This window comes from Maricaulis sp. (assembly GCF_048269565.1).
GTDB lineage: Bacteria > Pseudomonadota > Alphaproteobacteria > Caulobacterales > Maricaulaceae > Maricaulis.
The window spans coordinates 21,116-43,568 of record NZ_JBLXIK010000008.1 but is presented as its reverse complement, the minus strand read 5'-3'; the positions used below and the strand labels follow the sequence as shown (position 1 = coordinate 43,568).

Annotated in this window: 19 protein-coding genes; 5 read left to right on the top strand and 14 right to left on the bottom strand. The window is 63.8% G+C overall.

Going from position 1 to position 22,453, the window contains the following annotated elements; all coding sequences use genetic code 11:
* The first annotated feature begins 14 nt into the window (after positions 1–14).
* A complete protein-coding gene (mutY, locus tag ACN0YL_RS13165) occupies positions 15–1,079 on the top strand; it encodes an A/G-specific adenine glycosylase (protein WP_417498290.1) in 1,065 nt (354 codons plus the stop codon).
* Here mutY and ACN0YL_RS13160 read toward each other — a convergent pair.
* The 10 genes from ACN0YL_RS13160 to ACN0YL_RS13115 all read right to left on the bottom strand — a co-directional run bounded on the left by ACN0YL_RS13160 (position 1,076) and on the right by ACN0YL_RS13115 (position 14,756).
* The gene (locus tag ACN0YL_RS13160) at positions 1,076–2,155 is read right to left on the bottom strand and encodes a site-specific DNA-methyltransferase (RefSeq protein WP_417467059.1); all 1,080 of its coding nucleotides are present in this window, start codon (positions 2,153–2,155) and stop codon (positions 1,076–1,078) included. The genes mutY and ACN0YL_RS13160 overlap by 4 nt on opposite strands.
* A gap of 118 nt (positions 2,156–2,273) precedes the next feature.
* A complete protein-coding gene (locus ACN0YL_RS13155; RefSeq protein ID WP_417492552.1) occupies positions 2,274–2,882 on the bottom strand; it encodes a ribonuclease HII in 609 nt (202 codons plus the stop codon).
* Positions 2,883–2,968: 86 nt separating this feature from the next.
* Positions 2,969–4,174 (bottom strand): hypothetical protein, encoded by a 1,206-nt coding sequence (locus ACN0YL_RS13150; RefSeq protein WP_417492551.1) that lies wholly within the window; start codon positions 4,172–4,174, stop codon positions 2,969–2,971.
* 50 nt (positions 4,175–4,224) lie between these two features.
* A complete protein-coding gene (locus tag ACN0YL_RS13145) occupies positions 4,225–5,055 on the bottom strand; it encodes a peptidylprolyl isomerase (protein ID WP_417492550.1) in 831 nt (276 codons plus the stop codon).
* On the bottom strand, positions 5,052–5,756 hold the full coding sequence (gene narI, locus ACN0YL_RS13140; RefSeq protein WP_417498289.1) for a respiratory nitrate reductase subunit gamma: 705 nt from the start codon (positions 5,754–5,756) through the stop codon (positions 5,052–5,054). Before narI ends, ACN0YL_RS13145 begins: the two co-directional genes overlap by 4 nt.
* A 12-nt stretch (positions 5,757–5,768) precedes the next feature.
* Positions 5,769–6,461 carry a nitrate reductase molybdenum cofactor assembly chaperone gene (gene narJ / locus ACN0YL_RS13135; RefSeq protein WP_417492548.1) on the bottom strand — a complete coding sequence of 231 codons (693 nt, stop codon included), beginning with the start codon at positions 6,459–6,461 and terminating at the stop codon, positions 5,769–5,771.
* Positions 6,461–7,987: a nitrate reductase subunit beta gene (gene narH, locus ACN0YL_RS13130; RefSeq protein WP_417498288.1), complete on the bottom strand. Its 1,527-nt coding sequence runs from the start codon at positions 7,985–7,987 to the stop codon at positions 6,461–6,463. The genes narJ and narH overlap by 1 nt, the downstream gene beginning before the upstream one ends.
* On the bottom strand, positions 7,984–11,721 hold the full coding sequence (locus tag ACN0YL_RS13125; RefSeq protein WP_417492546.1) for a nitrate reductase subunit alpha: 3,738 nt from the start codon (positions 11,719–11,721) through the stop codon (positions 7,984–7,986). The genes narH and ACN0YL_RS13125 overlap by 4 nt, the downstream gene beginning before the upstream one ends.
* A 9-nt stretch (positions 11,722–11,730) precedes the next feature.
* Positions 11,731–13,338, bottom strand: a complete 1,608-nt coding sequence (locus ACN0YL_RS13120; protein WP_417492545.1) for an antiporter — start codon at positions 13,336–13,338, stop codon at positions 11,731–11,733.
* A 92-nt stretch (positions 13,339–13,430) separates the two neighbouring features.
* On the bottom strand, positions 13,431–14,756 hold the full coding sequence (locus tag ACN0YL_RS13115) for an MFS transporter (RefSeq protein ID WP_417498287.1): 1,326 nt from the start codon (positions 14,754–14,756) through the stop codon (positions 13,431–13,433).
* 296 nt (positions 14,757–15,052) lie between these two features.
* On the opposite strand from ACN0YL_RS13115, the gene ACN0YL_RS13110 reads away from it, so the two are divergent.
* The 4 genes from ACN0YL_RS13110 to ACN0YL_RS13095 all read left to right on the top strand — a co-directional run bounded on the left by ACN0YL_RS13110 (position 15,053) and on the right by ACN0YL_RS13095 (position 17,619).
* A complete protein-coding gene (locus ACN0YL_RS13110; protein WP_417498286.1) occupies positions 15,053–15,700 on the top strand; it encodes a helix-turn-helix domain-containing protein in 648 nt (215 codons plus the stop codon).
* Positions 15,684–16,235, top strand: a complete 552-nt coding sequence (gene mobA / locus ACN0YL_RS13105) for a molybdenum cofactor guanylyltransferase (protein WP_417498285.1) — start codon at positions 15,684–15,686, stop codon at positions 16,233–16,235. The genes ACN0YL_RS13110 and mobA overlap by 17 nt, the downstream gene beginning before the upstream one ends.
* Positions 16,236–16,324: 89 nt before the next feature.
* Positions 16,325–17,368, top strand: a complete 1,044-nt coding sequence (gene moaA, locus ACN0YL_RS13100; protein WP_417498284.1) for a GTP 3',8-cyclase MoaA — start codon at positions 16,325–16,327, stop codon at positions 17,366–17,368.
* Between the two features lie 2 nt (positions 17,369–17,370).
* Positions 17,371–17,619 carry a MoaD/ThiS family protein gene (locus ACN0YL_RS13095; protein WP_417491120.1) on the top strand — a complete coding sequence of 83 codons (249 nt, stop codon included), beginning with the start codon at positions 17,371–17,373 and terminating at the stop codon, positions 17,617–17,619.
* Here ACN0YL_RS13095 and ACN0YL_RS13090 read toward each other — a convergent pair.
* From ACN0YL_RS13090 to ACN0YL_RS13075, 4 genes are all read right to left on the bottom strand, one after another.
* The gene (locus ACN0YL_RS13090; RefSeq protein WP_417498283.1) at positions 17,616–18,809 is read right to left on the bottom strand and encodes an NnrS family protein; all 1,194 of its coding nucleotides are present in this window, start codon (positions 18,807–18,809) and stop codon (positions 17,616–17,618) included. The two genes, ACN0YL_RS13095 and ACN0YL_RS13090, sit on opposite strands and share 4 nt — an antisense overlap.
* 386 nt (positions 18,810–19,195) lie before the next feature.
* On the bottom strand, positions 19,196–20,356 hold the full coding sequence (locus ACN0YL_RS13085; RefSeq protein WP_417498282.1) for a methyl-accepting chemotaxis protein: 1,161 nt from the start codon (positions 20,354–20,356) through the stop codon (positions 19,196–19,198).
* Positions 20,357–20,404: 48 nt separating this feature from the next.
* Entirely contained in the window at positions 20,405–20,983 is a 579-nt protein-coding gene (locus ACN0YL_RS13080; RefSeq protein WP_417491123.1) for a PAS domain-containing protein, read from the bottom strand.
* 448 nt (positions 20,984–21,431) lie between these two features.
* Positions 21,432–22,229, bottom strand: coding sequence for a uracil-DNA glycosylase (locus ACN0YL_RS13075; RefSeq protein WP_417498281.1), 798 nt, complete (start codon positions 22,227–22,229; stop codon positions 21,432–21,434).
* Between the last annotated feature and the right edge of the window lie 224 nt (positions 22,230–22,453).

Genomic DNA, 22,453 nt, shown 5'->3' with positions numbered 1-22,453 from the left:
AAGTTACGGAACATATGGACCAGTCGAAGGAAATTGCCGCCCTGCGCGAGGCGCTGCTGGACTGGTATGACCGCCAGGGCCGGTCGCTGCCCTGGCGACGACGTCCGGAAGACCGGCGCGCCGGCCAGGTGGCTGATCCCTATGCCGTCTGGCTGTCGGAAATCATGCTGCAACAGACGACCGTGCCGCATGCGACGCCCTATTGGCACCGTTTCCTGGCCTTGTGGCCACGGGTCGAGGATCTCGCTGCCGCACCGCGCGAGGATGTGATGCGCGAATGGGCCGGGCTGGGCTATTACGCCCGCGCCCGCAATCTGCACGCCTGCGCCATTGTGGTGGCGAGCGAGCTGGGTGGCCGCTTCCCCGACAAGATGGAGGGCCTGAGGGCGCTTCCCGGGATCGGCGACTACACGGCCAACGCCATTCTCGCAGCCGCCTTCGACAAGCCGGCCAGCGTCGTCGACGGCAATGTCGAGCGCGTCCTGACCCGTTTTTATCGTATCGAAACGCCGATGCCGAAGGCCAAGCCGGAAATCCGCCGCCTCGCCGCCACGCTGGCCGATCCGGACCGGCCCGGCGATTACGCCCAGGCGATCATGGATCTCGGCGCCACCGTCTGCACCCCGCGCAGCCCCGATTGCGCCGCCTGTCCATGGCAACCCGGCTGCGCCGCCCGGGCCGCGGGCGACATGCTCGCCTATCCGCGCAAGCTGAAGAAGATCGCCCGCCCGGTCCGCCATGGCACGGCCTGGCTGGTGCGGCGACGCGGGCGGATCTGGCTGCGCCAGCGCGCCGACAAGGGCCTGCTGGGCGGTATGATGGAAGTGCCCTCAAGCGAGTGGGGCGATTCGGGCACCGAAGGCGCGCCGCCCTTCGCCGCAGCATGGGAGGATCGCGGCGAGATCCGCCACGTCTTTACCCATTTCGAATTGCGCCTGTCGGTGCACGAGGCCGAGGCGGCACCGGGCTGGGAGCCACAGGAGGGCATCTGGGCCGACGACGCGCAATTGGGCGATCACGCCCTGCCGAGCGTGATGCACAAGGTGGTCTCAAGGCGCCGGGGCGCCAGCGAGGACTAGTTTTCCAGGGTGGCGCGAACTTCGGCCCGCATCACGTCGATCGGGGCGAGGCCCTGCTTGGTGCGGATATGCCAATAGGTCCAGCCATTGCACGAGGGGGCGCTCTGGATCTGGGCCCCGACCTGGTGGATCGAGCCGGCGCGATCGCCGGCAATGATCGAACCATCGGCGCGAACCCGCGCGGTATAACGGCCCTTGGGGCAGTACAGCGTGTCGCCCGGCTTCACCATGCCGCGCTCGACCAGTGTGCCGAACGGAATGCGCGGCTGGGCGCGTGGCGACTGGGTCACGGTCATGGCGTCGCGGCTGGCCGGCTGGATTTCCGCCAGGCGGGCCTTGGCGACCTTGAGATATTCGGGGTCGCGCTCGATGCCGATATAATTGCGGCCCAGCCGTTTGGCGGCCGCGCCTGTGGTGCCGGTTCCGAAGAAGGGGTCGAGCACAAGATCGCCCGGATTGGTGGTCGAGAGCAGGACGCGGTGCAGCAGGGATTCCGGCTTTTGCGTCGGATGCGCCTTCTTGCCGTCATCGCCCTTGAGACGTTCACCGCCCGAGCAGATCGGCAAGGACCAGTCCGAGCGCATCTGAACGCCGTCATTGAGGGCCTTCATCGCGGCATAGTTGAAAGTCGGACGGCCGTCCTTGGTCTTGGCGGCCCAGATCAGGGTCTCGTGCGCATTGGTGAAGCGCGTGCCCTTGAAATTCGGCATCGGATTGGTCTTGCGCCAGATGATGTCGTTGAGCACCCAGAAGCCGGCATCCTGCAGGATGCCGCCGACGCGGAAGATATTGTGATAGCTGCCAATCACCCAGATGGCGCCGTTCGGCTTGAGCACGCGGCGGGCCTGCTCCATCCACTGCCAGGTGAAGAGGTCGTAATCGTCAAAGCCGCCGATCTGGTCCCAGTCATTATCGACCGCGTCGACCTTGGAATTGTCGGGGCGGTGAAGATCGCCGCCGAGCTGGAGATTATAGGGCGGGTCGGCGAAGACGAGATCGACGCTGGCATCGGGAAGCGATTTCATCACTTCGACGCACTCGCCCTCGAGAATCTGATCGATCGGGGTCTTGACCATAACGCACCACTCCACTCGTCTGCATGAGGGGCAGTTCTCAGCCCTTCAGGCCTAACGGGTCGTTAAGTACGAATCAAGTTATCCACATGGAGTCCGGATTTGCGCAGCGAGTCCGATTCTACGCGTCGCGCATTTCGAGTGCCGCGCGGACCGGCGCATAGCTGAAACGGTGAATCGGGCAAGGGCCGAGCGCGATCAGGGCCTTGCGGTGGACGGCGCTGGGATAGCCCTTGTGCGCTTCAAAGCCGTATCCGGGAAAACGCAGCGCCGCGCGCAGCATCAAGTCATCACGCAGCGTCTTGGCGATGATCGAGGCGGCGCCGATCGCGGCCTCGGAGGCATCGCCTTTGATGATCGCCTCCGCGCTGCACGGCAGGCCTTGGGGGACGCGATTGCCGTCGATCAAGATGTGATCCGGAAGGCGCGGCAGATTGGATACGGCCCGCGCCATCGCTGTCATCGTCGCCTGCAGGATATTGATCCGGTCAATCTCCTCCGGTTCGGCAATCCCGACCCCGACCCAGGCCGATTGCCGGATCTGCAGCGCGAGTGCCGTGCGCCGCTTCCCGGAGATCACCTTGGAATCCCCCAGGCCTTCAATCGGCCGGCCCGGATCGAGTATCACCGCTGCCGCGACGACCGGCCCGGCAAGCGGTCCGCGCCCGGCCTCATCGACGCCGGCGATCTGGCGGTGCTGCACCGCGGGGCTGAAGAGGTCTGCTGACATGGCAGCAGGCATAGCCATTGCGGTGAGACGCGGCAATGAGGAGGACAGGGGGCCTAACAGTCCGGCTGTCGCGTTCCGGGGCTCACCTAGCGGCTATAGGTGATCGCGAACCAGAGCTTGCTGCGGTCGGCCAGGGTGCTGTCGCCGCCATCATACAGGGCCGTCTTGAACTCCAGGGCGACATGTTCACTCAGCTGTGAGGTGAGCACGGCATCGAACTCCGATCCGAGATCGGCGCCGCCATTTTCCGTTTCGAAATCATGGAAGACGATGCTCGCGCGCAGCGCCGAGCCGAAAGGCGGGTTGGCGAAGGCATAGCCGGCCCGGCCATAGATATCGCGAATGCCGTCCGCCGGCGTCGTCAGGAAGACATCGGCCCAGCCCTGATAGCCATGCAGTGTCGCCAGCGGCGTGGCGAAACCGCGCGCGCCATCACCCGAGAGCGATTCAATCCCGAGCGCACCGCTCAGACCGTTCTGGCTGAGGCTGGCCTCGGCCCGGAACATGTCGAGATCGAAGGCGGCGGGTGAATTGCCGTAATCGGACTGGGCGGCGTATTCGAACCGGTAGCCGAAGGTCGGCTGACCGTCCCGGGCGATGGAACCGCTCCAGTTGACGCCATAGGTCGCGCTGGAAAGGGCGGGCGCGTCCTCCACTTCGGCGAGGATGGCAAAGCCGGTGACGGTGCCCGCCGGGACCGTGAAAGCCGCCGTCAGCGCATGCGCATCGAGATCAAATTCGCCGGCCGGGTGGTCATCGCCGAAAATGCGATGCACGCGATCCAGATAGGCATAGGTCAGGGTCACATCCTCGATCGCCGTGCTTGTGGCGAGGACGGCATCGAATGTCTGCTCGTTCTGGCGGAAACCGACATTGCCGAGATAGCGGGCATCGCCGAGGATAATGCGCTGGCGCCCGAGCGTCAGGCGGGTGTTCTCGATCCCGCCATAGGTGAGTTGCAACCGGTTGAGCTCGGTTGCTTCCGGATCGGCGACAACGGGATAGCCGGCCGCCCCGTTGACCGTATCATTGAAGTCATCGACCAGATGCAGCACGTTCTCGCCCTCGATCAGGAAGGTGAAACCCGCCATCTCGCCGGTCTGATAGCCCAGACGCGTGCGCAGGGTGATCGCGGTGGCGTCATTGGCGAAACCGTCCTGGTCGACCAGCTCGGTGCGCAGGCGCGCATTGACCAGGAATTGGCCCTCGGCCCGGGCCGGCGAGGCCGCGCCCATCACAACCAGGCTCGCCGCGCCCAGCAGGGCGGCGCGGCCGACAGCATTCCAGCTCATGACATTTCCTTTCAATGCCCGGGTCCTTCAGACCCGGATCAAGCTCACAATCACTGCACGAGGGGCGAAGTGGCTCCGCGTATCTCGATGCCGGAAATCTTCGCCTCGCCGACGACCAGCGACACGAACTGGGCCACGGCGCGGCGCCAGCTGGCATCGCGCAGGAACTCCTCGACCAGCGGCCGGGCCAGTTCGAATTCCGGCACCTCACCGCGCACCAGATGGTCCAGCCGGATAATGTGAAAGCCATAGGGCGTCTCGACCGCTTCACCGGTCATCTCGCCGGGCCGCAGCTTCATCATTGCCGCCTCGAAGGCCGGCGTCGTCTGGCCGCGCGTCACCTGACCGAGCCGGCCGCCATCACTGGCGGAGGAACAGTCGGAGCGGTCGCGGGCGATGCGGTCAAAATCGTCCGGGCGCTTTTGCAGATGTTCGACCAGGGTTTGCGCCTCCAGCCGGGCGCGCTCATAGCCGTCGCTATCCTCCTTGCTGGCCTGCAGCAGGATATGCGCCGGCTCATAAAGATCGGGCGCGCGCAGCTTGTCGCGATTATTGCTGAAATAGCGCCGGCAGGACTCCTCGTCCGGGTCGGGCGTAGTCACCTGCTGGTCGACGAAGGCCTGGATCAGGGCATCTTCCTCGACCTCCCTGACCGGCTCGGTCTCGGTGGCGGGCGGGGCCGTCACGCCGCGGGCCCTCGCGGCCTGCAACAGCGCTTCGCGGATGGCGAGGGCCTCGGCGGCGGCCTGCCAGGCGGCTTCCGGCCGGCGGGCCGGATGGTGCTGGGTCTCGGCCGCGATGGCCTTGGCTGGGATGACGACGCCATTGACCGAGACTTCCGGCGTTGGTGCCTTGGGGGTGATGATCGAATGTCCGGTCATTTTTCAGCTCCGGGAACGGGCTTGCGGCGCACAACCTGATAGCCCTGGCGGAAGATATAGCGCACCGGTGCGCTGAACATGTGCACCAGGCGGGTGAAGGGAAAAACGAGGAAGATCGTCAGCCCGAGCAGGATATGGGTCTTGAAGATCCAGTGGGCGTCGATGATGTAGCTCGAGGCCCGGAAGTCGAAGGTGAATATGCCCTGGGCCCAGTTCATGAAGGTCACCATTTCATGGCCATCAAGATGCTGGACCGAAATGAAGATCGTGCCGAGCCCAAGCAGGAGCTGGACGTAGAGCAGGGTCAGGATCGCATTGTCGGCAAAGCTGGAATGCTTCCGGATCCGCGGATCGGCAAAACGGCGATGCATCAGCAGGGTCGCACCGACCAGGGCGAGGAATCCGGCGACACCGCCGGCAACCACGGCCAGCACCTGTTTGGCGCCGTGCGGAATGCCGAGTGCGTCGAACACCGCGATCGGGGTCAAAAGGCCGACCAGATGGCCGAAGAAGACCACCAGAACCCCGAGATGGAACAGCACCGAGCCGAGCACCAATTGCCGCCGGCGCAGCAGCTGGCTTGAGCCGGCTTTCCAGGAATAGGGCTCGCGGTCATAGCGGACAATGGAGCCGATCGCGAGCACGGACAGCGCGATATAGGGGTAGATCCCGAACAGGGCTGTGTTGAGATATTCACTCATCTGGGTCTCTCCCTAACCACGCGCCGGGGCCGCTGGCGCGGCCGGCAGGTTCATTTTCTCGAGCATTTTCTCGGCGACATTGCAGCCGGCCTCGCCGGGCCCGAAGGTGACGGGCTCCTCGGCCCAGGCCTTGTCGAGGGCCTCGAGATCATCCGGTTCTTCGTCCTCGGTCTGGATTTCAGGCTGATCGGCATTGGCGTCGACTTGCGCCAGCGTCAGCAGTGAGCGGAAGACGGCGGCATAGATGCTCTTGCGCTTGCGCAGGCGATCCCGCAGCGCCTCGAGCACATGCGAGGTTTCACCGAGCAGCGAGCGGGCCTCGTCGAGGGGCAGGATCGAGAGGAATTCCAGGAAGAGCGGCAGAAAGTCCGGCAATTCCTTCGCGTTGATCTCGAGACCATGCTCGCCATAGACATTCTGCAGATCGACCATCGCCTGTCCGCGCGCCCGGCTCTCGCCATGCACATGCTCGAACAGGTGCAGCGACAGCGTCCGCGATCGGTCAAACAGGCCGACATAGCGCTCCTGCAGATCGTAGAGGTCGCGGCTTTCCAGCTGGTCGATCAGATGCCCGAGGCGGGCCTGTTGTCCGGCGGAGAGCAGTGCCTCCTCGGCCAGAACCCCTTTGAGCTCCGGGCCGGCAGCCTGGATTTCGGATTCCGGATAACTCAGCAATGCCGCCATCACCTTGAAAGTCCTGGCCATCACGCCTTCTCCATCGGTGTTATCGGTTTGTTGGATTTGCCCTTGCCGAACAGCGAACCGACGGTGGAACCGTCCGAACAGCCATTGCCGAAGCTGAAGCCGCACTCGCCGCGCAGGTCATAGGCATCCTCGGCCCATTCGCGGTGCGTCGTCGGGATGACGAAACGGTCCTCGTAATTGGCAATCGCCATGATCTGATACATGTCCTCGATCAGATCCTTGGTGAGGCCGACCCGCTGCGGAATAGTCTCGTCGATGACGCCATCGACCGTCTTGGCCCGCATATAGGCGCGCATGGCGAGCATGCGCTCCAGGCCGGAGGCAATCGGTGCCTCGTCACCGGCGGTGAGCAGATTGGCTAGATAACGCAGCGGGATGCGCAGGGAGCGCACGTCCGGCATGCCGTTCTCGATATTGATCGCGCCGGCCTCGGCTGCCGAATTGATCGGCGAGAGTGGCGGCACATACCAGACCATCGGCAGGGTGCGGTATTCAGGGTGGAGCGGGAAAGCGATCTTCCAGTCCATCGCCATCTTGTAGACGGGCGAGCGCTTGGCGGCTTCCAGCCAGGCTTCCGGCACGCCATCGCGGCGGGCCTGGGCCTGCACTTCCGGATCATGTGGATCAAGGAACATGTCGAGCTGGGCCTGGTAGAGGTCCTTCTCGTCCGGCACAGAAGCCGCGGCCTCGATCTTGTCAGCGTCATAGAGCACCACACCGAGATAGCGGATGCGCCCGACGCAGGTTTCCGAACACACGGTCGGCTGACCGGCTTCGATACGCGGATAGCAGAAGGTACATTTCTCCGACTTGCCGCTCGACCAGTTGAAATAGATCTTCTTGTAGGGGCAGCCGGAGACGCACATGCGCCAGCCGCGGCATTTTTCCTGATCGATCAGGACAATGCCGTCTTCCTCGCGCTTGTAGATAGCACCCGACGGACAGGCTGCCGCACAGGCCGGGTTGAGGCAGTGCTCGCACAGGCGCGGCAGGTACATCATGAAGGTGTTTTCGAACTCGCCATACATCGCTTTCTGGATGCCTTCGAAATTGGCGTCCTGCGAGCGCTTGGAGAATTCACCGCCGAGGATTTCCTCCCAGTTGGGGCCCCATTCGATCTTCTCGATCCGCTCGCCGGAGATCAACGAGCGCGGCCGCGCTGTCGGAAAGGCCTCGCTCTCGCCGGCGCGCTGGAGATGGGTGTAATCGAAGGTGAAGGGCTCGTAGTAATCATCGATTTCCGGCAGATCCGGATTGGCGAAAATCTTCGCCAGTATCCGCCATTTCGAGCCCATTTTCGGTCGTAGCGAGCCATTGCTGGCGCGGGTCCAGCCGCCATTCCAGCGCTTCTGGTTCTCCCAGTCCTTGGGATAGCCGATGCCGGGCTTGGTCTCGACATTGTTGAACCAGGCGTATTCAACGCCCTCGCGATTGGTCCACACATTCTTGCACGTCACCGAGCAGGTGTGGCAGCCGATGCATTTGTCCAGGTTGAGGACTTTGCCGATTTGCGCACGAATCTTCATTCCGCTGCCTCCATGGCGTCTGCCGCCGGGCCTTCAAGCCAGTCGATCTTGGTCATCTTGCGAACGATCACGAACTCGTCGCGATTGGAGCCGACCGTGCCGTAATAGTTGAATCCATAGGATTGCTGGGCATAGCCGCCGATCATGTGGGTCGGTTTGAGCGTCGTGCGCGTGACGGAGTTATGGATCCCGCCGCGCTGACCGGTCATTTGCGAACCGGGCACATTCACCGTCTTTTCCTGGGCGTGATACATGAAGAGCGTGCCCTCCTTGATCCGCTGCGAAACGACGACGCGGGCCACCAGCGCCCCGTTGGCGTTGTAGGCCTCCACCCAGTCATTATCCTCGAGCCCTGCCTTGGCGGCATCGGTCTCGGACATCCAGACGATCGGGCCGCCGCGTGACAGGGTCAGCATCAGCAGATTGTCGGTATAGGTGGAGTGGATGCCCCATTTCTGGTGCGGCGTGATGAAGTTGAGCACGATCTGCGGCTCGCCATTCGACTTGGAATCGATCACCGGCGCCACCGCCTTGGTGTCGATTGGAGGCCGGTAGACGCACAGGCCCTCACCGAATGCGAGCATCCATTTATGGTCCTGATAGAGCTGTTGGCGGCCACTCAGCGTGCGCCAGGGAATGCGCTCATTGATATTGGTCCAGCCGGCATTGTAGCAGACCTCCTCGCTCTCGATCCCCGACCAGGTCGGTGAGGAGATGATCTTGCGCGGCTGGGCGACGATATCGCGGAAGCGGATCTTCTCGTCTTCCTTGGCCAGGGCCAGATGCGCGTGCTCGCGGCCGGTCGCCTTGGACAGGGCATTCCAGGCCTTGACCGCCACTTCGCCATTGGTCTCCGGTGCCAGCATCAACAGGGTCTCGCAGGCATCGATCGCGCTGACGATTTTGGGTTGGCCCTTGCTGACACCATCCTCGAGGACGACACCATTGAGCTCGCCGAGCAGATGGACCTCGTGCTCGGTATTCCAGCCGATCCCCTTGCCGCCATTGCCGAGCTTTTCCAGCAAGGGCCCCAGCGAGGTGTATTGCTTGTAGAGATTGGGGTAGTCGCGCGTCACCACGGTGATATTCGGCATCGTCTTGCCGGGGATCGCCTCGATCTCGCCCTTGCTCCAGTCCTTCACATCGAGGCCCTGGGCCATTTCGCCGGGGGTATCGTGCAGGATCGGGGTCAGCACGACATCGGTTTCGACGCCGAGTTCTTCCGGGGCAATCTCGGAGAATTTCTTCGCCAGACCCTTGAAGATTTCCCAGTCACTGCGTGCCTCCCAGGACGGATCGACCGCCGCGGTCAGCGGGTGGATGAAGGGGTGCATGTCGGAGGTGTTGAGATCGTCCTTCTCGTACCAGGTCGCGGTCGGCAGCACGATGTCGGAATAGACACAGGTGGTCGACATGCGGAAATCGATCGTCACCAGCAGGTCGAGCTTGCCGCGTGGTGCCTTCGCGGCCCATTTGACCTCGCTCGGCCGCATATCCTCGGAGGCTTCCTCGCCGAGAACGCCGTGATTGCCCCCGACCAAGTGTTTGATGAAATACTCATGCCCCTTGCCGGACGAGCCCAGCAGGTTGGAGCGCCAGACAAACAGGTTGCGCGGCCAGTTCGCCGGATTGTCCGGATCGTGACAGGACATTTCCAGTTCGCCGGACTTGAGCGATTTGACGACATAATCGGCCGGCTCCAGCCCCTGCGCTTTCGCGGTGGCGGCGATGGAGAGCGGATTGGTCTGCAGCTGCGGCGCCGAGGGCAGCCAGCCCATGCGTTCGGCGCGGACATTATAGTCGATCATCGTCCCGTCCCAGGCACCATCCGGTGCGGTGGGCGAGAGGATCTGGTCGACATTCAGCGTCTCATAGCGCCACTGGTCAGAGTGGGCATACCAGCACGATGTCGAGTTCTGGTGCCGCGGCGGCCGGTTCCAGTCGAGACCGAAGGCGAGCGGTTGCCAGCCGGTCTGCGGCCGCAGTTTTTCCTGGCCGACATAGTGGGCCCAGCCGCCGCCCGACTGGCCGATACAGCCACACATCACCAGGAGATTGATGATCCCCCGGTAATTCATGTCCATATTGTACCAGTGGTTCAGACCGGCGCCGAGAATGACCATCGACTTGCCCTTGGTCTGCTCGGCATTATTGGCGAACTCGCGCGCCACCGCGATGATCCGGTCGCGCGGCACGCCGGTGATGGCCTCGGCCCAGGCCGGCGTATAGGGCATCATGTCGTCATAGGAGGTGGCGACGAAATCACCACCCAGACCACGGTCGAGGCCGTAATTGGCGCAGAACAGGTCGAACACCGTCGTGACCAGGGTCTCGCCATCCTTCAGCTTCAGCTTCTTGACCGGGATCTTGTGGATCAGCACGTCGGGATGGTCGGTGCCGGTGAAGGCGTCATGGCCCTTGTTGGCAAAATAGGGGAAGCCGACATCGACGACATCATCCTGGTTTTCATCGAGGATGAAGGTGGTTTCCAGATCGATCGCTTCGCCCTGGCTGTCCTTCTGTTCGATATTCCATTTGCCGGTCTCGCCCCAGCGGAAGCCGATCGAGCCCAGCGGGGTGACAATCTTGCCGCTCTTGCGGTCCCAGGCGACGGTCTTCCAGTCGGGATTATTGTCCTCGCCGAGATCATCGCTGAAGTCCGAGGCGCGCAACAGACGGCCGGCGACATAGCGGTCACCCTGTTTTTCCAGCCGCACCAGATTGGGGAAGTCGGAGTTTTCGCGCACATATTGATCGAAATAGGCGGCCTGCCGGTCGAGATGGAATTCGCGCAGCACGACATGGCCAAAGGCCATCGCCAGCGCGGCATCGGTGCCCTGCTTCGGGTTGAGCCAGATATCGCCGAATTTCGAGGCTTCCGAATAGTCCGGACAGATCACCGCGCTCTTGGTGCCGCGATAGCGGGCCTCGGTGTAGAAATGGGCGTCGGGCGTACGGGTCTGCGGCACGTTCGAGCCCCAGATCAGCAGGTAGCCGGCATTGAACCAGTCAGCGGATTCGGGAACATCGGTCTGCTCGCCCCAGGTCATCGGGCTGGCCGGCGGCAGGTCGCAATACCAGTCGTAAAACGACATGCAGACGCCGCCGAGAAGCGACAGATAGCGTGAGCCCGCCGCATAGGAGACCATCGACATGGCCGGGATTGGCGAGAAGCCGAACACCCGGTCCGGGCCGTAGGTCTTGGCGGTATAGGCATTGGCGGCGGCGATGATTTCAGAGACCTCATCCCAGTCGCCGCGCACCAGTCCGCCGGCGCCGCGCTTGGAGACATAGGATTGGCGCACCGCATCATCCTGCTGGATCGAGCGCCAGGCGGCGATCGGCGGCAGCGTCTTGCGCGCGGCGCGCCAGGCCTTGAGCAGGCGCGCGCGGATCAGCGGGTATTTCACCCGGTTGGCCGAATACATGTACCAGGAATAGCTGGCGCCGCGGGAACAGCCGCGCGGCTCGTGATTGGGCAGGTCCGGCCGCGTGCGCGGATAGTCGGTCTGCTGGGTTTCCCAGGTCACCAGCCCGCCCTTGACGTAGATCTTCCAGCTACACGACCCGGTGCAGTTCACCCCATGGGTCGAGCGCACGATCTTGTCGTGTTGCCAGCGCTTCCTGTAGGCGTCCTCCCAGCCGCGGCCTTCGGTCGTGGTGATGCCGTGCCCGTCGGAAAAACGCTCGGAAGGCCGGGTAAAGAATGTGAGACGATCTAGAAAATGGCTCATCAGGGTCTCCTATGGGTTTTTCACGTAGGCGCCGGGGCGCAGGTAGAACCACCAGTTCAGGGCAATGCAGACGACGTAGAAGGCGGCAAAGCCGTAGAGCGCGATCTCCGGCGTGGTGGCGCGGATCTGTTCGCCGAACACCTGCGGGATGATGAAGGCGCCATAGGCGGCGACCGCCGAGGTCCAGCCCAGCACCGGGCCGGCCTGTTCGCGGTCAAACACGACGGCGATGGTGCGGAAGGTCGAGCCATTGCCGATACCGGTCGCGGCAAACAGGATCAGGAACAGCACCAGGAAGGGCACGAAGAACTCTTCCGGCGTCGCCGAGGCATAGGCCTGCTTCATGCACCAGGCGACGCCAAGCGCGGCGACGACCATCACCACCGAGACGATCTGGGTGACCAGCGCGCCGCCGAACCGGTCGGCAATCTTGCCGCCGACCGGGCGGATCAGCGCGCCGATGAAAGGCCCCGTCCAGGCGAACATCAGGGCACTCGGGCCGTCGGCATTGATGGTGGTGTGGGTCATCACGCCATCGACCATCAGGTGCTGGAAGCCGAAGATGACCTTGATCGCCAGTCCGAAGGCGGCGCTGTAGCCGATGAAGGAGCCGAAGGTCATCGTGTAGATGACGGTCATCGACCAGGTGTGCTTGTTGTTGAAGATCTTGTACTGGCGCTCGAGGCTCTTGTGGATCGGCCCCGGAATGAGTTTCAGCGCATAGACCGTCGCGGCAATTACCAGCGGCAGGACCAGCCATTTCGAGACGTTCCAGCCGGAGCCGCCGGCATCGGCGGGCAGCATCAGCCACAAGCCGATCGAGGCGGTGACGAGCCCGATCGCGAGCATGCCGAGGATTTTGGAGAAGGCGGCGACGGGCGTGCCGATATTCGGCGAGACATGCTCGTCGCGGATATTGTTCATGCCGACCCAGGTCGCGATCACGACCGGGATCAGGATGGCGACCCAGATGAAACCGGCATTGTGCAGGAAGGTGGCCGTGCCCGCCGGGATCCGGCCGATCAACGTGCCCGAGGTGTTCTGAAGCACCATGGAAGTGCCGCCAAAGATCCCGACCGTCATCACCAGCGGGATCAGGATCTGCATCGTGGTGACGCCGAAATTGCCGAGGCCGGCATTCATGCCGAGCGAATAGCCCTGGATCTTCTTCGGAAAGAAGAAGCTGATATTCGACATCGAGCTGGCGAAATTGCCGCCACCGAAACCCGATAGCAGCGCCATCAGCTGGAATTGCCACAGCGGCGCGTCAGGGTTCTGCAGGATGATGGCCGTGCCCGCCGATGGCAGCAGCAGCAGGGCCGTGGTCAGGAAGATCGTGTTGCGGCCGCCGGCGATGCGGATGAAGAAGGTCGAGGGAATGCGCAATGTCGCGCCGGACAGGCCGGCGATGGCGGTCAGGGTGAAGAGTTCAGCCTGGCTGAAGCCGTAGTTCAGATTGATCATCTGAACCGTGATGATGCCCCAGTAGAGCCAGACGGCGAAGCCGCACAGCAGGGCGGGAATTGAAACCCACAGATTGCGTGTCGCAATCGCTTTGCCGGTTGCGTCCCATTGCGCGGGATCGTCCGGATTCCAGTTCTTCAGGTCCTTGCCCATCAGGGGCTCCTTGATCTGTCTTGTTGGACTGTCCGGACATCGCCGCCTGCAGTTCCGGGGAGAGGCGCAAGGCGGCGAGGTCCGGGCCCGCCTCAGTTGGCAACCGGGGCGGGAAGCGGGTTGTCGGGAAGGTCGGAGAGGAAGTTCTCCGTCGCGAGTGTCGGGTATTTGCTGTGTTCCTGCCGGCGGATCGCGACGTGCATCCAGATCAGCGAAACCGCGACGAGGACAAACATCAGCATGAAACAGCTGGTCCAGATGCCGGTCAGGTCGTTGACGATGCCGAAGGAGATCGGCAGCACGAAACCGCCCAGCCCGCCGATCATGCCGACCAGGCCGCCCACCCCGCCGACATGGTGCGGGTAATAGACCGGGATGTGTTTGTAGACAGCGGCCTTGCCGAGCGACATCACGAAGCCGAGCGCGATCGTCAGGCCGGCGAAGACCGGCACACTCGTCGCGAGGCTGAAGCTGATCGGGCCATTGATGCCGTCAACCACATAATGGGTCGCCGGATAGCTCAGGATGAAGAGGCAGACCAGCGAGACGATGAAGGTGAAATACATCACGGCGCGGGCACCGAACCTGTCGGACAGCCAGCCGCCCAGGGCCCGGAAGACCGAACCGGGCAGCGAGTAGGCCGCCGCCAGCATGCCCGCGGTCTGCAGCTCGAGCCCGTAGGCGCCGACATAATAGCGCGGCAGCCAGGAGGCGAGGGCCACGAAGGCGCCGAAGACGAAGAAATAATAGGTCGCGAAACGCCAGACGCGCGGGTCGCGCAGCGGCTCAAGCTGCATCAGGGCCGAGACGGGTTTTTCGCCACTCTTGCGGCGCGCGACCAGGGCCGGATCATCCTTGGTGAAGACCCAGAACAGGATCGCGATCAAGGTCAGTGCGGCGGCGTAGATCTGGGCCGTCTGTTGCCAGCCAAAGGCGACGACGAGGAAGGGGGCGCCGAAATTCGTCACCGCCGCGCCGACATTGCCGGCGCCGAAAATGCCCAATGCCGTGCCCTGGTTCTTCGCGTCATACCAGCGCGAGACATAGGCAATGCCGATGATGAAGGAGCCGCCGGCCAGGCCGACCCCGAGCGCGGCGAGCAGGAAGAGCGGGTAGGTCGTGGCTTGCGAGAGCAGAAGCGTGGCCAGTGCGGTCGTCAGCATCTGGATCGGGAACATCACCCGGCCGCCATATTGCTCTGCGAGGATGCCGAGGAAGACCCGGCTGATCGAGCCGGTGAGGACCGGGGTTGCGACCAGCAGACCAAACTCGGTCTCGGACAGCGAGAGCTCCTGTTTGATCTGCACGCCGATGATCGAGAAAATCGTCCAGACCGCGAAACAGGCGGTGAAGGCGAGCGTGCTCATCCCCAGCGCCTGGTTCTGTTGTCCTCGCGTCACGTTTTCGAGCGAATCCATGAAATATCCCCTGCGTCCCGTCCCGGTTTGGTTGCGGTTCATCATCAGCGATACGGGGAAGCGCCATTCGCGGCAACCGGGCAGCGCGCCGCGCGTCCGATTGCCGCAAATATTTGTAACTAAATGCATATTTTGCCATTCCCACTAAATATTAGTGGTTTAGGAAATTGCGATTGTTCACGGGCTCATTTGATCTTTGTCAAAGATGCCTTATAGGTTTCCCGGTAGCCGAGCCGGAGCGGAAAATGAGGCCAGAGGATTGCGAATCAGTCCGTGCGCTCTCCCTGTTCAGGGAGATGGACGCGAAAGTGTTCGAGGGACTGGTGGCTGCGGCCTATCTGCAGCGTTTCCCGGCACAGATTGAACTGATCAAGGAGGGCGATCCGGCGGACTTCCTCTACATCATGGTCGAGGGCTGCGTGGAGCTGTTCTCCTCCGCCAATGGCCGCGAATCCACCATGGCGATGGTGCGTCCGGTCTCCACCTTCATTCTCGCAGCCACCATCAAGGACGCGCCCTATCTGATGTCGGGCCGGACCACCGAGCCCAGCAAGATCCTGTTGATCCCGTCTGATGATGTCCGCCATGCCTTTGCCGTCGATGAGGCCTTTGCCCGCGCCATCGTGGTCGAGCTGGCCAATTGCTATCGCGCGGTCGTCAAGTCGATGAAGAATCTCAAATTGCGCACCTCGGTCGAGCGCGTTGCCAATTATATCCTGCGCATGCAGGTGCGCGCCGGCGGCGCCAGTGAGCTGGAGCTGCAGATCGGCAAGCGCACCCTGGCCTCGATGCTGGGCATGACCCCGGAGAATCTGTCGCGCGCCTTTGCGGCGCTGCAGGCGCATGGTGTTACGGTCGAAGGACGCCGGATCATGATCGATGATGGCGAGCGCCTGGCCCGCTATGCCAAGCCGACCCGGTTGATCGATGACCCCGCCGGTTGAGCGCGGCAGGCTTGCCGGACTGATCCTCGCTGGCGGCCAGTCCGTGCGGATGGGGCAGGACAAGGCCCAGCTCGTCTGGCGTGGCCGCAGCCTGCTCGACCACGCCCGGGCACTCCTGCTCGCAACCGGCGTTGCAGCCATTCATGTCGGCGGCCGGCCGCAGGAGGCTGATGGCCTGCCCGACAGCCAGCCCCATGCCGGCCCGGCCCGCGCCATCCTCGACGCCGCCCGCCTGTTGCGGGGCCGCTTCGACAGCCTGCTGGTCATTCCCGTCGATATGCCCCTGCTCGGCCCCGACCAGCTAGCACCCCTGCTGGCGGGGCCGTCCGGCCAGGCCCGTCACTGGGCCGACCAACCGCTGCCGGCCCTGGTACCGATTGAGCCATGCCTTGCCCTGGATCATGAGGATATTCATTCGATCAAACGCCTGCTCGCGAGCCTTGATGCCCGGGCACTGCCGCGGGACGGGGCGACCTCACCCTTCAGCAATATCAACACACCGGACGCGCTGGCCCGTCTGGATGCAGACGGCTGAGCCACCCGCCTGCCTGGGCTGGCCCCTCGCATGCGACGAGACGCCGCCTCGCTTCCGCCCCGTTTTTGATGTTTGTCAAGTTAATCGCAATGACTGGCAGGACAGGAAAACCCGTGGACGCCTTCGCCCAGACACCGCCAGCCCGCCCGCTGATTGATCATTTCGGGCGGCATATCACCTATCTGCGACTGTCGGTGACGGACCGGTGTGACCTGCGCTGTGTCTATTGCATGAAGGCGCGGCCGGAGTTCCTGCCGAAGTCGGAACTGCTGACCCTCGAAGAGCTGACGCAGCTGGCCGACGCCTTCATCGCCCGCGGCGTCAGCAAGATCCGCGTCACCGGTGGTGAGCCGCTGGTGCGGCGCGATGTGATGACTCTGATCGAAAATCTCGGCGCCCGCATCGGCAGCACCGGTCTGGAGGAGGTCTGCCTGACGACCAATGCGACACAGCTGCCGCGCTTTGCCGGCCGGCTGGCGGCGGCCGGCGTCAAGCGCGTCAATATCTCCCTCGACACGCTCGATGCGGCGACCTTCGCCCGCCTGACGCGCGGCGGCAAACTCGCCGACACCCTGGCCGGGATCGATGCCGCCGATGCTGCGGGCCTCAAGGTCAAGATCAATACCGTCGCGCTGAAGGATGATAACGAGCATTCCCTGCGCCAGCTGATCGCCTGGGCCCATGGCCGCGGCTTCGATACCACGCTGATCGAGATCATGCCCTTGGGCGAGGTCGATGCGGCGCGCTCGGATCAATTCCTGTCGCTGGCCGAGGTCAAGGCCGATCTCGAGCAAGGCTGGACCCTGACGCCGCTGAGCGACAAGACCGGCGGTCCGGCGCGCTATCACCGCGTTGAGGAGACCGGTGGCCGGCTCGGCCTGATCACGCCGCTGACGGAGAATTTCTGCGCCGGCTGCAACCGCGTCCGCCTGACCTGCACCGGCCAGCTCTATATGTGCCTGGGCCGCAATGGCCGCCTCGATCTGCGCGCGGCGCTGCGCGAGGGCGGGATGGACGCCGTCGACGCCCTGCTCGACGAGGCGATGGCGCTCAAGCCTGAGGCGCATGATTTTGATGTATCCGCCGGTGCCAGCCCCGAGGTCGGGCGCACCATGGCCCATACCGGAGGCTGAGCATGGCTCTCAATATCCGCTATTTTGCCGCCCTGCGTGACGCGATGGGCCGCTCGGAACAAACACTCGACACGCTCCCCGCCGCCACCGGCGAGGCCCTGATCGACTGGCTCGCCCGCCAGGACCCGGCCGCATCGGCGCTGGCGCACCCCTCCGTCCGCCTGATCATCAATGACGCAATCGCCCCGCGCAGCCAGCCCCTCCGGGACGGCGACACCATCGCCTTCTGCCCACCCTTCTCGGGAGGCTAGCGGGTCGGGGCCGCCGCCGGTGGCTTCGCCCCGAACAGCATCGGTGCATAGCCAATACAGAACAACAGGAATGCCCCGCTCCACAGCGTGGCGCCGGCTATCAGCAAGGCCGGTTCATTGTCCCTGAGGGCGGCACAAATCCGCAGGACCGCACCGAGATGGGCCAGGGCATAGATCAGCGTTGTCACCTGGTTGGCGCTTCGGGGCCGGCCCGTATGGCCGAGGCTGGCACGGGTCATCACCGCCAGTGTCATGGTGCCGATGAGCCCGGCTGCCATCGCGTGCAGGCCGGCCGAGGGTGGCATGGAGGCCGGCCAGAGGATGCCGGCGCCGGTCAGTCCGGCCGCAATACCCAGCCACCCATAACCGGCATGCAATGACCAGACGAGTGGTTCCGACAGGGTCGCCAGCCCTTTCCAGCGCGCCAGGCGCACGATCTGGCTGAGCCCGGCGAGCAGGAGCAGGATGCCCGTCAACGGCTCAACCGGGATCAGGGTCCAGCAGAGAAGCGCAAGGACCAGGATGGCAATCGATATCTTGTCATAGGCTTTCATCGGCCCGGGCATGGTCGCCGTGTGCGGGCTGTCGATCGAGGCCAGCCAGTTCCGGGTGAAGCTGGGAACAATCCGGCCGCCGATCACCGCGATCAACAGGGCTGCAACCGAGAGGGTGCCGCGGATCGCGCCAGGGTACCAGGCGGGAAGATGAAACAGGAGATGGGAGAGGGCGAACAGGGTGAGCAATCCCGCGACGGGTAGATTGCGCCAGTTCTGACCCGCCAGGATTTCGCGCCATGCCACCGCGGCCAGCGCGAACAGGAAGGCGATATCGATAATTGTGGCAGCCATGGCGTCGAAACCGATGGATGCCGCCCGCCCGGCGATCCAGACCGCAAACAGCGCCGCAAGCCCCGTGCCGGCGACGGGCGCCCGGCCGGTCCAGTTGGGGATTGCGGTCAGGGAAAACCCGCAGATGATCGCCGCGAGATAGCCATAAAGCATTTCATGGGCATGCCCGGCAAGGCCAAGCGACGCCAGCGAGCCGTGCCCGCCGCCGGCATATTCCCACACCCAGAGCGGGACGAGGGCCGCGGCCCAGAATGCCCCGGCCAGGAAGAAGGGCCGAAAAGCGTTTTGCAGGAAAGGAGGCGCGGCACGACGGCGTGTCCCCCTGTCAGCGACTCTGTCCATTTTCAGGCCCTTGCCTCGGGTTTCTTGATATTTCTCAAGTCTATCCGATCGCGCAGTTTCGCCGATGAGACGCATTGTCACGGCAGGCACGGATCCGGCATCAAGCGGCCCTGGCACTGCAGGTCCTGAACTGCGTGCCGGCCAGCCGGCATTGGCCGGGCGGTTGCGGGCCCAAACATGGCGGGATATCCGTCCTGGATGAGGCCTGCGTGCTTCCTTGAGTCAGACTGTGAGGAGAGGTTTGACCGAGCGCCTCGACCCCGGGGCGGCGGGGTCAGTATTGGGGCATTCAGGGCGTAGCCTCCCGGGCGCCCGGTCATGGGAGGATTATGCTGAACGCTCAGAACAAATCAAGAACAAAAATTCCAGGTCCGTGAACTGCCGCCCTATCCGACCCGGCGCAGCTCGCTGAGGAAGCCGACGATATTGGTCCGGAGCTCGATCAGATTGCATTCCTGCTCGGCCAGAACGCTGGAGGATTGCACCACGGTAGACATCGTCTCGCGGGTCTGGTCGGTCGCGGTCTGTACGGCATTGATGCCGCTTGAGACGCTGCGCGTCCCCTGCGCCGCTTCATCGACACTCCTGGCGATCTCACCCGTGGCGGTGCTTTGCTGGGTGACCGAAGCCGCGATTGCGCCGCAGGCCGCATTGATATCCCCGATGGCCGAGCTGATCGCGGCATTGGCCGAGACGGCCTCGATTGTGCTCGTCTGGAGGGCGTTGATCTGGGCGCTGATATTCTCGGTCGCCCGGGCGGTTTGTCCCGCCAGGGTCTTCACTTCCTGGGCGACGATGGCAAATCCCCGGCCGGCATCACCGGCGCGCGCGGCCTCGATGGTTGCGTTCAGGGCGAGAAGGTTGGTTTGCTCGGCAATCGCATTGATCAGCTCGACGACCTCTCCGATATTGCGGGAAACGGCGCTGAGGCTTTCGATCTGGGTATTCATCGAGCGTGATTTCTCGACGGCAGCGGCGGCGAGATCTGTGGAACTGCCCGTCTGGCGGTCGATTTCGCTGATCGAGCTGGTCAATTCCTCGGCTGCCGCGGCCACACTCTGCATGTTGGACGAAGCCTGTTCCGCGCCGGCGGACACATTGATGCACTTCTGATTGGCCATGTCGGTGATGCCATTCAGCTCCTCGGTGGCCTGGTTCAGATTCTCGATTGTGCCCGATACGCCGGTCACGACATCACCCAGCTCCGATTCCAGCCGCGTGGCGAGGGCAACCGCGTCGTCATGACGTGTCTTGATCGACTGGATAGTGGCATTGATTGATTGCGCTGCATTGCGGAATCCGCCAACCATGCCGGTCTCGGATATCAGCCGGAAATGCTTGTTCTGGCGAACATAGTCGAAGCAGGCGTGCGACTCGCGCAGATAGGCGTCGGCGCGGTCGATCAGCAGGTTGATCGCCAACTCCATCTCCGCAATTTGCGGGTCGGACGAGATATGGATGATGCGCTGCTCGAAATCGCCATTGGCGACGGCGCGCACGATCTGGCCGGCGCGGCGAATGGCCTTGCGATCATTGCTTTCGAACATCTGGGCCTTCCTTTGCGGCGGGGTTTCGCGTGGCGCACGGGCGCCCGGTTACTGATCCTGTCCGAGCGTGCAGACGAACCGGTCATATTCGAGCCCGAGTCCGGCGAGCTTGCTGTCCAGCATTTCCGTGGAGGCGGCGAGGGCCTGTTTCGGGCGCTCATGCCGCCGCTCCTCGGCGCGCAATTGTGCGTAGAGCGGGATGATGTGCTCCTGCACGAGATCGCGTTCGGGCCTGCGCCGGTTCGAGTGATAGCCGATGATTTCGCCGGCATCATTGAAGCTGGGGGTGACATGGGCGTGGACCCAGTAGTGATCGCCATCCATCGCGCGATTGAGCACATAGGCAAAGATCTCGCGGCCGTCCTGTATCGTCCTCCACATCAGATCGAATATGCAGCGCGGCATGTCCGGGTGACGGATCAGATTGTGCGGCGCCCCGAGGCATTCGCGCTCTGTCAGGCTGGATAGCGACTGGAAGACCTCGTTGGCATAGGTGATATGGCCTTTGAGATCGGTTTTGGTGACGATCACCTGATCCGCGGCGAATGTCCGCTCATGCCCGGTCAGGTGGCCGGTTTGCGGTGCGCGTCGCGCGTGGCTCAATTGTGGGTTTGTGTGTCCGGTCATGTCTTATGCCCAAGGGTCGGGATCGTTTCGGCGAACAGGCTCGGTGGGCGAGGTTAACCGAATCTGAAGTGCGCAGAGCCTGCAGCATCGGCCCGGCCGGGCCGGTGGCTGATGTAACAATGCGGTCCACAGGCGGCGGTTGCGCCGGGCATTTCCGGGGCGGGAATAACGGTGCCAGGATTGATGGGGTATTCCCGAAAATCTTGCCGAAAAACGCCGAGATGCGGGCTGATGGTGCCAAGCATTGCCGGCCGGGTGAGCCGGACCGGGCCACTACATGTCGTGAGCCCGGCGGCGGGCAAACCGCGACCGCATGCCGCACTTTCCCCTGGCTCCGTCAGTGCGCCGCAGTCGCGTCAGGCGCGCAATTCAGCCGGTATGTCCGTGCGGCCAACCGCCAGCGCGGTGCGGCTGGTGACGCATCGGACAGCGCCTGACCGGGCCCGGGCTAGCCCTGCAGCCGCTTCGCCAGCGTCAGCATATCCTGCCAGGCAAAGCGCTTTTCCGTCGGCCGTCGCAGCAGATAGGCCGGATGGAAGGTCGGCAGGGCGGGAATGGTTTTGCCGGTCGGCTCGCCGGCCGGATCGCGCAAGGCGTAATCGGCCCATTTGCCACGCAATCGCGTGATGCTGTCGCTGGTGCCAAGCAGGGACTGGGCCGCGATGCCGCCCGCGAGGACGAGGAGGTCCGGTTCGATCAGGGCGATATGGCGTTCGACCAGCGGCAGGCAGGTGGCAATCTCTTCCTGGGTCGGGCTGCGATTGCCCGGCGGTCGCCAGTTGAGGATATTGGTGATGTAGATCTGCTCACCACCAAGGCCGATCGAGGCAAAGATCCGGTCGAGCAGGTGGCCGGCCGGTCCGACAAAGGGCTCGCCGGCCAGATCCTCGTCGCGGCCGGGCGCCTCGCCGACAATCATGACTTTCGCCTGCGGATTCCCGCGGGCGAATACCGTATTGCGGGCGGTATTGCGCAACGGGCAACCGTGAAAGCTTTCGATGGCCGCGCGCAGGGCCTCCAGTGTTGCGGTATTGGCGACCAGTTCGCGGGCGTTTGGCCCGTCGCTGGCGGCGTCGCCAAAACCGGCAGCCTTGGCCGAGGCAGCCGTCGCGGCGGCGGGGCGTTTCTCGGATGTGCGGGCTGGCGAAGCTGTGGCCGCTCCCGTTCCGGTCTGCCCCGTTCCGGTCTGCCCCGTTCCGGCCTGGACCGCCGGGGCCCGGCTGGCCAGCGGCGCCCGCGGGCGCACGACCGGCTCGTCGAGCGGAATGCCGGCATCTTCCCACCAGGCGAGCAGCGCCTTGAGGGCTTTTTCGTCCGACGAGGAGAGGGCGGGAGCGGGGATGATAGCGCCTTACGTGAACGTCAACGTCAAAAAACTTGATATCCTGCGCCGCAAGCGCTGGAAGCTGGCGCGATCCTAAGCTATGACCGGATACCCGCAAGCCGGATATGTATCGAATCCGAAGAGAC

Bases quoted from the DNA above. Each gene is read 5' to 3' on its own strand.
- mutY (WP_417498290.1), top strand. From the start codon at position 15: ATGGACCAGTCGAAGGAAATTGCCGCCCTGCGCGAGGCGCTGCTGGAC.
- ACN0YL_RS13160 (WP_417467059.1), bottom strand. From the start codon at position 2,155: ATGGTCAAGACCCCGATCGATCAGATTCTCGAGGGCGAGTGCGTCGAA.
- ACN0YL_RS13155 (WP_417492552.1), bottom strand. From the start codon at position 2,882: ATGTCAGCAGACCTCTTCAGCCCCGCGGTGCAGCACCGCCAGATCGCC.
- ACN0YL_RS13150 (WP_417492551.1), bottom strand. From the start codon at position 4,174: ATGAGCTGGAATGCTGTCGGCCGCGCCGCCCTGCTGGGCGCGGCGAGC.
- ACN0YL_RS13145 (WP_417492550.1), bottom strand. From the start codon at position 5,055: ATGACCGGACATTCGATCATCACCCCCAAGGCACCAACGCCGGAAGTC.
- narI (WP_417498289.1), bottom strand. From the start codon at position 5,756: ATGAGTGAATATCTCAACACAGCCCTGTTCGGGATCTACCCCTATATC.
- narJ (WP_417492548.1), bottom strand. From the start codon at position 6,461: ATGGCCAGGACTTTCAAGGTGATGGCGGCATTGCTGAGTTATCCGGAA.
- narH (WP_417498288.1), bottom strand. From the start codon at position 7,987: ATGAAGATTCGTGCGCAAATCGGCAAAGTCCTCAACCTGGACAAATGC.
- ACN0YL_RS13125 (WP_417492546.1), bottom strand. From the start codon at position 11,721: ATGAGCCATTTTCTAGATCGTCTCACATTCTTTACCCGGCCTTCCGAG.
- ACN0YL_RS13120 (WP_417492545.1), bottom strand. From the start codon at position 13,338: ATGGGCAAGGACCTGAAGAACTGGAATCCGGACGATCCCGCGCAATGG.
- ACN0YL_RS13115 (WP_417498287.1), bottom strand. From the start codon at position 14,756: ATGGATTCGCTCGAAAACGTGACGCGAGGACAACAGAACCAGGCGCTG.
- ACN0YL_RS13110 (WP_417498286.1), top strand. From the start codon at position 15,053: ATGGACGCGAAAGTGTTCGAGGGACTGGTGGCTGCGGCCTATCTGCAG.
- mobA (WP_417498285.1), top strand. From the start codon at position 15,684: ATGACCCCGCCGGTTGAGCGCGGCAGGCTTGCCGGACTGATCCTCGCT.
- moaA (WP_417498284.1), top strand. From the start codon at position 16,325: ATGACTGGCAGGACAGGAAAACCCGTGGACGCCTTCGCCCAGACACCG.
- ACN0YL_RS13095 (WP_417491120.1), top strand. From the start codon at position 17,371: ATGGCTCTCAATATCCGCTATTTTGCCGCCCTGCGTGACGCGATGGGC.
- ACN0YL_RS13090 (WP_417498283.1), bottom strand. From the start codon at position 18,809: ATGGACAGAGTCGCTGACAGGGGGACACGCCGTCGTGCCGCGCCTCCT.
- ACN0YL_RS13085 (WP_417498282.1), bottom strand. From the start codon at position 20,356: ATGTTCGAAAGCAATGATCGCAAGGCCATTCGCCGCGCCGGCCAGATC.
- ACN0YL_RS13080 (WP_417491123.1), bottom strand. From the start codon at position 20,983: ATGACCGGACACACAAACCCACAATTGAGCCACGCGCGACGCGCACCG.